The organism is Deinococcus radiophilus (assembly GCF_020889625.1).
Taxonomy (GTDB): Bacteria; Deinococcota; Deinococci; order Deinococcales; family Deinococcaceae; genus Deinococcus; species Deinococcus radiophilus.
This window is the reverse complement of sequence record NZ_CP086382.1, coordinates 166792-178566: the sequence shown is the minus strand read 5'-3', so window position 1 is coordinate 178566 and position 11775 is coordinate 166792. Positions and strand designations below refer to the sequence as shown.

Genomic DNA, 11775 nt, shown 5'->3' with positions numbered 1-11775 from the left:
CCCGTTGCGGTAGAGGCCCTGCCTCCATCAAGCTGAAATGCCCGAGAAAAGGGTGAAGGCTTGTGGGCCGAATGCAATCCCTCCCACCTATAGCAAATGTCATCACGCCGATGCTGAGGGTTCTACGGCTTCCCCTGTTTTCTGAAAGGATGTAATCCATCATCTCCACGCCACTGCCCATCACCGACGCTCTGGGACGGCCCCTGCGCGACCTGCGAATCTCGGTGACCGACCGCTGTAACCTGCGCTGCACCTACTGCATGCCAGCCGAGATCTTCGGCCCCGATTACGCCTTTTTGCCGCAGAGCGAGCTGCTGTCCTTTGAGGAGATCAGCCGCGTCAGCCGTCTGCTGGTGGGGTTAGGGGTGCAAAAACTGCGCCTGACCGGCGGCGAGCCGCTGCTGCGCCGTGACCTGCCCACACTGGTCGCAGCACTGGTGGAGATCAGCGGTGTGCAGGACCTGGCCATGACCACCAACGGGCTGCTGCTGCCCCGCTTTGCGGCAGACCTCAAGGCGGCAGGCTTGCAGCGCGTCACGGTCAGCCTGGATGCGCTGGACGCTGAGACTTTTGGGCAGATGAACGGCCTGGGGGTGTCGCCGGAGCGGGTGCTGGCCGGAATAGACGCGGCCCTGAGTGCGGGCCTGGGCGTCAAGCTGAATACGGTGGTCAAGCGGGGTGTAAACGACGCGGCCCTGGCCGAGTTCTGGCGCGAACTGCGTGGTAAAGCGGTGGTGCGCTTTATCGAGTTCATGGACGTGGGCAATCACAACGGCTGGAATCTGGAGAGTGTGGTGCCGTCTGCCGAAGTCATTGAGCGTCTGGCCGGGAATGACCTGACCTTCACCCCGCTGCCGCCGCGCCATCCCGGCGAGGTGGCGACCCGCTTCCGGTCCAGCGACGGCTTTGAAGTGGGCGCGATTTCCAGCGTCACCGCGCCCTTTTGCGGCAACTGCTCGCGGCTGCGGCTTTCGGCCACCGGCAGTCTCTATACCTGCTTGTTCGCGACCCAGGGCTACGGTCTCAAGGAGCCGCTGCGGGCCGGGGAAACGGACGCCCAGTTGCTGGAGCGCTTACAGGGGCTATGGCAAGCCCGCCGGGACCGCTACTCCGAGGAGCGCGGCGAGGTGACCCGCAGCAGCAAGATCGAGATGAGCTTCATCGGCGGTTAGAGGCTGCCTCGGAAAATCACGGCGACGCATCCGTCACCGAGGTTTCATATGGGCCGACTGGCACAGCTCTGCAGGAGAGAGAGTAGACGCGGACATTCCTGGGCAGCTCACCCTATTTTCCGGATGACCTCAAGGCGTTGAGGCAGCGGAGCTGATACCTTAGTAGCCTGATCAAGTTTATAAATTAGCCCTCTTTACATGACGCGCCTCCCTACTTTTTAAAGGAGGCTTGATGGACTACAGTGCAGCCATGAATAACGAACAGAGTGTTGTCAGCCGCTGTGACGCCGTCACCTGCCGTTTCAACCGTGACCAGAACTGTACCGCCGGACAGATTGAGGTCAGCCTGAGCGCCGATCAGGCCCGCTGCCTGACCTTCTCGCCCGCTCAGGATGCCTCTGCCGAGAGTGACCGCCCTGGTCAGGGCCAGTAAGTTCCAGTTCACTTGCCCCGCCACCTCCGGGTGGTGGGCTTTTTTGTGAACTGTCCTGCAATGGCAGAAGCGGGCTGTGCTTTAATCCTGACCAAAGGATTCAAGTTAATGCCCACCCTCCACAGTACCCCGGCCCCCACCCAAGCCCCGAATGACGAACAGCGCTGCCAGCAACTGGCCGCTGAGGCCGTGCTGGCCACACTGTGTGGCCGTGCCCCAGCGCGGGTGCAGCAGGTCAGTCTGGTGGACGGTATTCGCTACGGCCTGGCGCCCGATCCGGCGGCGCTGGCACTGAACCGGGGACTGATGGAAGATCTGGTGATGGTGGGGCTGGCAGGAACGGTGGCCCTGGAACTGGCGGGGTATGAGTGGCCCGACTTGGCATTGGCTGAAGCGGCGGCGCTGGAACTGCTCCGGCGCAGTCTGAGTGATCCCGGCGAACAGGCGGTGGCCGCTGCGTATCTGCAGGTGCTGCGGGCCAGAACCGCGGCCACGCTGCGCCGCAGCTGGACCGAGGTACAGGTGGTGGCCGCCGGGCTGCTGGAACACGGCGAACTGGGCGCTGAGGAACTGGGTCACCGTATTTCCTGTGCCCAGCACCTGCGTGGCAAGACGCTGAACTGACTCCTGGCCCTGATGGGTCAACGCTCAAGATTTCGTCAGGTCAGCGGTGACACGCCGCCTTATGCTGAAGCATGAACCCCTTTGCCCGCGGCTGGCTTTCTCTGACTGTTTTGCTGGCCGTGTGGCCGACCACGGCGCTGGCTGACCGCGCCGCCGCGCCACTTCCGCTCTACGCCACGCCGGACCTGAGCGGTGCCCCGGTGCTGACCCTCCCCGCCGGCAAGGCCTTGGTCGCGCTGGGCGAATACCGGCAGTACACCCGGCCTGCTGTGGTGGCCGTGCCCTACGGTCAGCAGGTGTATTACGCCCGCAGCGGCCTGATCAGTTCGGAGGGGCAGGGCATCGCCGTGGTGTCTCCAGTCGGTGGCGCCTACACCACAACCCCACAGCCTGCGGGGCAGCCGATCAGGTTGCTGGTGGGGGGCGGAGAAGCGGGGCGCTCCCTGGGCCGCCTAGAACTGCGGGTCCTGCCCCTGGGCCGCTGGGATACCGCTGAAGGGGTGTCCCGGTATCAGGCCACAGGGGGGGTGCTCCACCGGATACCGGTCGTGCCGCGTCCCAGCTCCATAGATGGCCTAGCGCCCATTCAGTTGCCAGCGTTGCCGCCAGGGGCGTATCTGGTCACTGCTTCCCAGGCGGGAGCCACCACGGGCGTACAGGGCGCCGAGGTGCTGATCGTCACCAGTCTGAACCTGATGGCGACCGTGCTGCCGAACGCCGTGCAGGTATACGCCATGCATGCCGTGACCGGGCAGCCGCTGCCGGGGACGCGGGTCAAGGCCAGTGCCTGGCGCCGGATAGACGATCCCACATCCTGGCGCTGGGAAAAGGTCCGCGACCTCCCAGCCGTGACCACCGATGCCCAGGGCCGGGCGACCTTTCCAGTGCGTGACGGTGAAGCGCTGCAGCTGAATGCTGAGGTGCAGATCGCGGGTCAATCTCACCGCGCCGACCTTGACCTGTCCAGCTGGGGCGTGGGAGTGTCCGAGCGGGCCCGGGCTTTTCTTCAGACTTCCAAGCCGGTGTACCGTCCCGGTGAAACCCTCGAAGGCCTGGCGGTGGTGCGCCGCTTGGTGAACGGCGAGCGCCAGCCCTACAGTGGTCCGGTCACCGTGCGGCTGACGCGGGGCTGGGGCGGCAATGAACTCTACTCGGTGTCGGCCCAGGCCGATGCGCAGGGATTGGTGCGCTTCGAGATGCCACTGGCCAGTGAGATAAGAACCGGCGATTACGAGGTCGAGGTCGAAGTGCCCACCCCGCCCACCGCCGAGAACCCGCAGCCGGACCCCAGCGTCAGCCGCCTGCCGGTGCGGGTACAGGCCTTCGTCAAGCCGCAGTTCACCCTGGACGCGCAGGCCTCCACCCAGCTGATCGCCGGAGAACCGCTGCCCCTGAACCTGAGCGCCGACCTGTACGCCGGCGGCCCCGCGCAGGTCCAGGCCGAGATCTTTCTGGACCTGATGGGTCAGCAAAGCAACCTGAACCCGCAGGGGCAGGACGATCCCCTGGCCGAACTGCGGCAGGAAACCCAGAGCGCCGCATGGTGGTCCGGTAGTGACTACTCGTATCTGGACCGTAAGCCTGCCCTGACTCGCTCTGTGGACGGCCGGGCAAGCTTCAGCCTGCCCACGTCGGCGCTCAAGAATGCGCCCCAGGCTGCCCGGATCATTGTGCGCGCCAAGGATGAATACGGCCGGGACGTGTACGCCGAGCATTGGCTCACGCTGTACCCTGCCGGGATACGGCTGGTGCTACAGGACTGGGCTGAGCAGGTGGGGGACCGCGTCGCGGCGGCAGTGCAGGTGCGCTCCGTGACGGGAGACCAGCCGCAGGCGGGACGGCGCGTGCAGGCGCAGCTGATTCGTACCTTTTATGTGGAGGGCCAGCAGCGCACCGAAGTCGCGGCTGAGCAAACCCTGACCAGCGACGCCGCAGGCTGGGTACGCCCCAGCTTTGCCTTGCCGCGGGACGGCAGCTACACCATCAAGCTGAGCGCCCAGGACGCCAGCGGCCGCCAGGTGACCGGCGAGTTGTGGGCCGGCCAGCGTGGGGCGGCGTATGTTTACGCGCCTCCGCAGCGGTACCAGGCCGAGCTGGTGGCTCAGCCCCTGCCACGGCACCCCGGCGAGCAGGTACGCGCCGAACTGAAGACCAATCTGCCCGCCGGAACACCGCTGCTGCTGGAAATTGCCGCCGAGGACCGCCTGATCCGCCAGCCGCTGACGGTACGTGGGCCAGTGACGCCGATTGCGGTTCCGCTGGACGCTGCCTCCACACCAGGGGTGAGGCTGGACGTGACCACCACCTATCAGGGCGAGGTGGTGCGGGCCTCCACGGCGGTGCTGCCCGTAGTGCGTGACGACCGCCGCGTAGAGATCCGCGTGACCGGGCCGTCCGGGAAGCTGCGCCCTGGCGAGCGGGTCACCCTGGATGTGGAAACCGTGCAGAGTGGTCAGCCCCAGCCAGCGCTGGTCACGCTGAATGCCGTGCAGGAAGCTCTTTATGCCGTGGCCGAAGATCCGGCACCAGATCCCTGGCGGCTGTTCTGGGGTGTCACCTCACCCCAGGCTTGGCAGGTCACCTCCTACGATCTGCCGCCCGATGGCCGTGGGGGCGGCGGTGCTGGCGGTGACGGCGCGCCTCTGCGCAGCGATCTGCGCGAATTGGCCCTGTTCGACACGGTCCAGACCGGTGCAGATGGACGCGCCCAGGTGACGTTTACCCTGCCCGAAGCCTTAGGTGAGTACCGCGTCAGCGCCCGCGCCTTCAGCGGGCAAACAGCGGTGGGGCAGACCCGCAGTGAACTGACAGTGGGGCTGCCCTATGCGGTGCGCCTGTCGCGGCCCCGCGTCTTGACGGCGGGGGACCGGGGTATGGCTTACCTTAGTGTGCAGGACGAAGCGGGCAGTGACCGTACCGAGCAGGTCACCCTGGAGGTCGGCGGCGCGGCCCAGACCCAGCCGCTGACCCTCCGTGCTGGCCGCGGCACCGTGCGCTTTGACCTGAGTGCTCCGGAGCAGCCTGGGCCCCTCACGCTGGTGGCCCGCGCCGGGGGGCTACAGGGGGACGCGCTGCAGGAGACGCTGCCGGTCCGCCCAGCTGGCAGCCGCGAGGTCAGCCGCGCCTCGGGCCGGGGACCACACCGTGAGACGCTCAGCGTCCCCGCTGGGCAGCAACCTGAGGCACTGGTGCTGACGCTGGCCGCCGGGCCTCATCAGGCGCGTATTGCCAGCCTGAGCGCCTATCTGCGCGACCCTGCCGAGCGCTGGATTACCACCGACGGCGTAGCGGCTTCGCTGGGGGCCAATCTGGACCTGCTGCGGCTCTCGCAGGCCCTGGGCTGGGAAAGCCTGCTGCCGGCCCAGGGACTGCGGGCAGCGGCCCAGCGTGACGTGCAGGCCCTCCTCAGCCTGCATCTGGACTACACCGAACTGGGGGGTGGCTGGGGCTGGACGGCCCAGTCCACAGTCCCCGACGCCGAGCAGACGGGCCTGGCCCTGGCTGCCCTGGGTCAGGCCCGGGCGGCTGGTCTGGTGACGGAGAGTGTGCTGGACATTGCGCGCGAGGACGCTCAGAAGCTGCTGACGCAACTGAAAGGGCCGCCCGATTCCACCCTGGTGGCCGCCTTGATTCAGGCGGGAGATGCACAGGGGATGGCGGCACTCGGACGATTCCAGAACCTCAGCGCCGCTCAGCAGGCCCGACTGGCCGCAGCACTGGCCCTGGCCCAGCCTGAGGCGGCCCGGCCCCTGTACCGCTCGGCCCTGGCTGACGCGCAGCAGAACGCGGCTGAGTCGCGTTCCGGCAGCTGGGCGCTGGACACTGCCGAAGGCACCGCCTGGCTGGCGCTGGCCGCCCAGCGGCTGGGTCAGATGGAGGAGGCCCAGATGCTGTTGGAGGCCGTCTGGCAGGCCCGCACCGGGCAGAGCTTCGGGGGACCGCGTGACACGGCGGCGGCCGTGGCGGCGTTGACCCTGGCTGCCCAACAGGAAGCGGCGGGCTCAGCAGGAGGCAGCGCTGCGGTCCGCCTGGGCGGCGAGACCCAGCCGGTGTCCCTGGCGCAGCCGCGGTGCCTGGTGTTTGGGCTCCAGCAGTTGACCGGCGCACCGGAGCTGACCCTGAGTGGTCCGGCAGGCCTGGCCTGTGAGCGCGAGTTTCTGACCCGCCGGGTCACTGCGCCCCCCGCCGCCCTGAGCAGCGTAAGGCTGGAGCGCAGCTACTCTGCCACCCGTGTGGGACGCGATGAGATCGTCACTGTCACGCTGCGGGTGCAGGCTCCCACCGCCCTGAAGGGCCTGCGCCTGACCGACCCTACCCCCGGCGGTCTGGAAGCCGTTGACGACCGCCCTTTCGCCTTTCCCGGCTGGGAGAATACGCCTGGCAGCACCGCGCTGGCTTGGGCCGCGCGTTCCATCTACGATGACCGCAGTGTCTTTTACCTAGAGCAGCTTCCCGCCGGGGAGACAGTGATCCGTTATCAGCTGCGGGCACTGGCCAGCGGCGACTATCAGGCCCCGGCACCATACCTGGAAGCCAGCCAGGGCGGCCAGTTGGGCGAGGGCCGCGCCGAACGGCTGTGGGTGGAGTAGTTCGGGCCAAGGGATCCCCGGCTGGCAGGGTCCCTTTTGTCGCCTGGCGCCGTTATTCCAGCAGCCGCAGCACGCCCTGATACAGCCCGATAAACTGTGCGTCGTTCAACGCCTGGGCATCGTTCCAGGTGGCCGACACGCAGTAGCGCTGCCCGGCCCGGTTGGTGAGCTGGGTGGTCAGATTCAGCACGCCGATTTCGCTGCCGCCCTTGTAGCTCACTTGCCGGAACTGCTCTTTCTCGGCGACGCCAGGATTTAACTGGGTGGAAGGCAGCGCGGCCACCTCGGCCAGCAGGTCACAGGCCTGCTGAGTGGTGATGAACCATTCCACATCGCGGGCCAGGGGTTTGCCGCCTACAAAGGCAGCCACACCGGGAAGTGGCCGCGCCTGAGCCTCGGCGAGCACGGCGCGGCGGGCCGTAGCGTCCAGCCCTGCCGTGCGGTAGGCCCGGAGCAGATCCAGATTCTCCGGGGCCTTGAGGGTGAAGGCTTGCCGGGTATTCGGCGCGGCCACCTGACCCAGGCGGCGGCTGACCGCCTCGGCGCCCACATGGGCCATCAGCAGGTCGGTGGCGGTGTTGTCGCTGTCGCGGATCATGCGGTCCGCCAGGTCGCGCAGGGTGTAACGGCGGCCTGCGGGGGCTTCTTGCAAGGTGCCACTGGGCAGGCTCCTCTCGGCGTCGGTCAGGGTCAGCTCGTCCTCCCAGCGCATTTCACCGCGGGCAATCCGGGCCTGCAGTTCGCCCAAAATGGCCAGCTTGAAGGTGGATCCGACCGCCAGATACTGCCCCGCATTGAGGCTGACGCCCTGATTCCCACCGTCCAGCGGACGCACCAGCAGGCTGACTTCGCCCGGCAGCGCCGCAAAGGCCGCGCGGGCTTCGTCCAGGTCGGTAAAGGTGACCGTGGGCTGAAACTGCAGTAGAATCACGCGGCCTTCGCGGTCCACCTGAAAGCCGGACACCGGCACCTCGCCGCGCTCAAACTGTGCGGTCCAGCCCCGCCCAGTGACCTTCACGCCCTGATAGGCCCCGTATTCGGCCTCCAAATTGTCCATTAGCGCGGCCAGTTCCTCAGCGGGAATCTCGGACAGGAAACTGGGCGCGAAATACTCGGCGGCCAGGCGTCCCCGCAGGATTTGGTCCAGCGCGGCGCGGCCCCCTTCCAGTTGCTGTGCCAGGATGGTCTCGGTCTGGACCGGGTCCTCAGGTACGGCACCGAATAGGGCCAGTCGCCCCTGGGCGTCCACCTCGGCCTGCACCCGCAGGCGCCCTCGCTCGTACACAGCGACCAGGCCGCCGCCGTCCAGGGTTTCTACCGTCTGAAAGGCCCCCAGCTGATCTTCCAGGCTGCCCAGCTGGGCCTGAATCAAGTCCAGGGGGGCCATCTGCAGAAACTCAGGCGTGAACCATTCGGCCTGAATTTGCCCCGCGCCCAGCAGTTGCTCGGTGGCCTGGGCGGCGGTCAGGGGAGCGGCGTGGGCCGTGGCTGACAGCATCAGGGCTGCCGCACTGAGAATGTAATTCCGCATACCCTGAGCATACCTGAGTCGGTAGAGGTGGTCTGGTCCGGATTCGTTCATGTGGGCGGCAGTGAAGTGGCAGCGAGGTGTGACCGGTTCAGTCAACGGGATAACTGTACAGAGCCGCCGCAATCCGTTGCGCTGCTGAGGTGATGTGCCCGCCGCCCAGTCGCAGCTGCTTAGGGTCTGCGGCACTGGAACTTCGCCTTTATCCCGCCTATGACGCTCTGAGCGGTCCGGCTGATCACCTCCTTCTCAACCGTACTGAGCCTGGTCAGGCCTCTCCGATACGCCTGGCAATCAGGTCCAGAAAGTCCTCGCTGCGTTCTACCTGTCCTTGGGCCAGGGTGGCATGGCCGCCACCGCGCCCGCCACAAGTTTCCAGCGCTGAGCGCAACACTTCGCTGGCGTTCACTCCCTCTGCGGCACTTGCGACCCCACAGCGGCTCCCGGCCACTGCAGCCCTGACCTCGCCCATCTCCAGATCGCTCAGGGCTGGGGCCAGCAGTGCCGCGTCTGGAAGGTTCAGCAGCCGCAGCGTGACCTTGCCTACTTCGCGCAGTGGACTGGCCTGCACCAATGCTCCCGCGAGTGCCTCCCGCAAGGCCGTATTCTCGGCGGCCAGGGTGCTGCGCTCCGCCCGGAGGGCCTCGACCCGACCGGTTAGACCCTCCGGGCTGGTACTGAAGCTCTGGGCCAGGGCGCGGGTGTCACGGTAGACCTGGCCCAGGTACTCGGCGGCCTCGGGTCCGGTGCGGAAAGTCACGCGGGTCAGGCCGGCCTTGATCCGCTCCATCCCCAGCACGGTGATCGGCGCGGCGAGGTTGCCCAGCGGCAGGTGGCACCCCGCACAGGCCGATACGTCGAAGGGAGCCTGTTCATCTCCGAACATCACCAGGCGTACGTCGCCAGTCAGGGTCGTTTCCCGGCGCAGGCCGTAGGCTGCCAGGTCGGTATGCGGCACCAGCCGGGTGTGGAGCGGCAGCGGCCCGGCCACCAGCAGTTCACGCAGCAGCGCCTCAGCCGCTTGGGCGTCCTTGACATTGGGGGAACCGCGCAGGTCCAGGGTGCAGTCTGGCCCGCGCATGCCCACCGCCGCCACTTCAAAAGCGGGGTTTACCTGGTAAAAGGCCTGCGCCAGCAGGTGCTCGCCGGTGTGGCGGGCCATCTGCCGCAAGCGGCGTGGCGCGTCCAGCTCGCCCGTGACCTGTGTCCCGACGGCGGGAAGGTCGTTTTCAGAGAGCGTATGCCAGACCACTCCGGTCCCCTTGTCCAGTGCGGTGTCTGCCACGGCCCAGCGCTGCTCCCCAGCCGACAGCCAGCCGGTATCGGCATTTTGCCCGCCCCCCTGCGGATAAAATGCGGAGCGGTCCAGGGCCACCAGGCCTTCTTGCACCGCCAGAACCTGCGCGGTAAAAGTCAGGGCCAGTGGCTCGTGGTGATCCAGACGGAGGGTGGGCGGCAGTGCCGAAGAGGTCATGCCGGGCAGTGTAGACCAACGGGCCTGACCCTCAGACAACTGGTGCTCACGCTCACGCCCATGGTTCCTCAGTTCCTGTCCAGCTGCCGGGGATGTCAGGATCATTGCTGGTCGGTGCTCCTATTGATGACGTGCTAAGTCGGTAACACTTCAGGGTAGATACCTAGCAATTTGGCTGGGAGTTGCCGATAGCGGATTTTCGGCCATACCGTACGGAGGTAAGCCTTGAGTTGCTCCAGCGTCTCTGGGCAAAAATTGGCGAGTTGGTGGTGTTTGACATAGGCCCACACTCGTTCAATGGGGTTGAGTTCAGGGCTGTACGGTGGCAGGTACGTTAGGCTCAGTCGTTCATGTTGTGATACGAAGGCCGAAACGGCCTTCGCCTTATGGATTTTAGCGTTGTCCACCACAACAGTGATCTTCCCCTTGATGTGTCGCATCAGATGCGTCAAAAATGCGATGAAGCCCATCGCTTTGACCGACCCTTCGTGTGTCTGCTGGAAAAACTGGCCCTTAGACGTAATCCCGCCAATCACGGAGAGCTTTTTCCAATTGGTCTTGGCCAGAATCACTGGGGTCTGACCACGCGTGGCCCAGGTGTTGCCAATCACGGGCTTCATACTGATTCCGACTTCATCGGCCCAGACGATGGTTTCACCATCATCTATCTTTTTTTTCCAGGACTGGAAGCTCTGCTTCCAGCCAAGCGTCGACCTGCTCAGCATTCTGTTCCAACGGGCGTTTTTCTGCTTTCTGCCAGGAAAAGCCCCAGCGTAACAGCAGCTTTCCGACCCAGTCGTGGTCATACCAGACACCATATCTGCATCCAATCTCGTCGCGAATACGTGCGGTAGTCCAGCGCCCGTCTGGAAAACGCTGTGGATCTGGCCCTGCCTCAATCATCGCCATGATTTCAGCCACTTGGTGATCGGTGAGAAAGGAGGGACGTCCAGAGGAGAAAGTAGCTTCAAGGGTATCGCCATGTCGTAAGCGCTGCCGCCAGGTACGAACAGTGCTGGCGCTGACACCAAAACGCTGGGCAATCGTCTTGGAGGACAGGGTCATATCGGAGAGCATCGGAAGAGCGGCGAGTCGCCGCTCTTCCATCTGCTGACGTGTCCATCGGCTGGGCCGCCAAACCTCACTCACGGTTTCAGTCTAACTCTGTCGTGAACTTACCGCGTTATCAATAAGAGCATGTTCGGTCAATTTCTCTACACTGGGCAAATGCACCCTACATTTCATTTTGGTCCTGCGGTGAATCCATGAGTGCTGAAGTTCAGGTTTTGGACCTTCAGCGCATGCTGATCGGGGACCTGACCCCGTTGTTCATGCTGGAAATCGCGGTGCGCACCACCATCATGTTTCTGTGGCTGCTGGCGCTGCTGCGCTTCGCTGGGCAACGGAGCCTGGCCCAACTGGGTCCCCTGGAACTGGCGATCGTGATCGCGCTGGGCTCGGCTGCTGGGGACCCGATGTTCTATCCCGAGGTGCCGCTGCTTCACGGGATGCTGACGCTGGCCCTGGTGGTGGCACTGCAGCGTGGTGTGTCTTATCTGATTGTCCGCAATGAGCAGGCCGAGACCCTGCTGGAAGGCACTCCGCTGGAACTGATCCGCAATGGAGTGTTGCAGACCGAAACGATGCGAACGGCCAAGCTCAGTCATGGTGACGTTTTTGAGGCACTGCGTAACGAGGGGGTGCGGCAGCTGGGTGAAGTGCAGCGGGCCTATCTGGAGCAAAACGGTACTTTTAGTGTGTTCTGTCATCCTCCCGGCCAGGCGCCTCCAGGCTTGCAAGTGGCCCCTCCCTGGGATCTGGAACCGCCACCGGCAGCTGGCCCAAATGATCTGGCGCTTTGCAGGCGCTGTGGTGCCCCAGCCCAGACTGTTGCCTGTACTTGTGGTGAAAAGGGGACAGCCCCGGCTGTTCATGACGTACTGGTTTAAGTGGGT

The 11775-nt window shown here is 65.4% G+C and carries 8 protein-coding genes; 5 read left to right on the top strand and 3 right to left on the bottom strand.

Translation table 11 applies throughout. The features are described 5' to 3' along the window. Nucleotides 1-173: 173 nt before the first annotated feature. From moaA to LMT64_RS13030, 4 genes are all read left to right on the top strand, one after another. On the top strand, nucleotides 174-1172 hold the full coding sequence (gene moaA, locus LMT64_RS13045) for a GTP 3',8-cyclase MoaA (RefSeq protein ID WP_170165982.1): 999 nt from the start codon (nucleotides 174-176) through the stop codon (nucleotides 1170-1172). A gap of 250 nt (nucleotides 1173-1422) precedes the next feature. Beyond that, entirely contained in the window at nucleotides 1423-1605 is a 183-nt protein-coding gene (locus tag LMT64_RS13040) for a DUF1540 domain-containing protein (RefSeq protein WP_126352178.1), read from the top strand. Nucleotides 1606-1713: 108 nt separating this feature from the next. Then, complete coding sequence (locus LMT64_RS13035; protein ID WP_126352164.1) at nucleotides 1714-2229, top strand: hypothetical protein; 516 nt, start codon at nucleotides 1714-1716, stop codon at nucleotides 2227-2229. 71 nt (nucleotides 2230-2300) lie between these two features. After that, nucleotides 2301-6818, top strand: a complete 4518-nt coding sequence (locus LMT64_RS13030; protein ID WP_229253536.1) for an MG2 domain-containing protein — start codon at nucleotides 2301-2303, stop codon at nucleotides 6816-6818. Between the two features lie 52 nt (nucleotides 6819-6870). Here LMT64_RS13030 and LMT64_RS13025 read toward each other — a convergent pair whose 3' ends face one another. From LMT64_RS13025 to LMT64_RS13015, 3 genes are all read right to left on the bottom strand, one after another. Then, entirely contained in the window at nucleotides 6871-8349 is a 1479-nt protein-coding gene (locus LMT64_RS13025; RefSeq protein WP_126352166.1) for a serine hydrolase, read from the bottom strand. A 265-nt stretch (nucleotides 8350-8614) separates the two neighbouring features. Then, the gene (locus LMT64_RS13020; protein WP_126352167.1) at nucleotides 8615-9820 is read right to left on the bottom strand and encodes an alanyl-tRNA editing protein; all 1206 of its coding nucleotides are present in this window, start codon (nucleotides 9818-9820) and stop codon (nucleotides 8615-8617) included. A gap of 134 nt (nucleotides 9821-9954) precedes the next feature. Next, nucleotides 9955-10927 (bottom strand): IS630 family transposase gene (locus LMT64_RS13015; RefSeq protein ID WP_229253457.1). Its coding sequence is split into 2 segments (ribosomal slippage): nucleotides 9955-10503 and nucleotides 10505-10927, totalling 972 coding nucleotides; the frame shifts between segments, so codons are not numbered across the junction. Nucleotides 10928-11085: 158 nt separating this feature from the next. On the opposite strand from LMT64_RS13015, the gene LMT64_RS13010 reads away from it, so the two are divergent. Further along, on the top strand, nucleotides 11086-11769 hold the full coding sequence (locus LMT64_RS13010) for a DUF421 domain-containing protein (RefSeq protein WP_126352168.1): 684 nt from the start codon (nucleotides 11086-11088) through the stop codon (nucleotides 11767-11769). Nucleotides 11770-11775: the final 6 nt, after the last annotated feature.

Bases quoted from the DNA above. Each gene is read 5' to 3' on its own strand.
- LMT64_RS13040 (WP_126352178.1), top strand. From the start codon at position 1,423: ATGAATAACGAACAGAGTGTTGTCAGCCGCTGTGACGCCGTCACCTGC.
- LMT64_RS13035 (WP_126352164.1), top strand. From the start codon at position 1,714: ATGCCCACCCTCCACAGTACCCCGGCCCCCACCCAAGCCCCGAATGAC.
- LMT64_RS13030 (WP_229253536.1), top strand. From the start codon at position 2,301: ATGAACCCCTTTGCCCGCGGCTGGCTTTCTCTGACTGTTTTGCTGGCC.
- LMT64_RS13025 (WP_126352166.1), bottom strand. From the start codon at position 8,349: ATGCGGAATTACATTCTCAGTGCGGCAGCCCTGATGCTGTCAGCCACG.
- LMT64_RS13020 (WP_126352167.1), bottom strand. From the start codon at position 9,820: ATGACCTCTTCGGCACTGCCGCCCACCCTCCGTCTGGATCACCACGAG.
- LMT64_RS13010 (WP_126352168.1), top strand. From the start codon at position 11,086: ATGAGTGCTGAAGTTCAGGTTTTGGACCTTCAGCGCATGCTGATCGGG.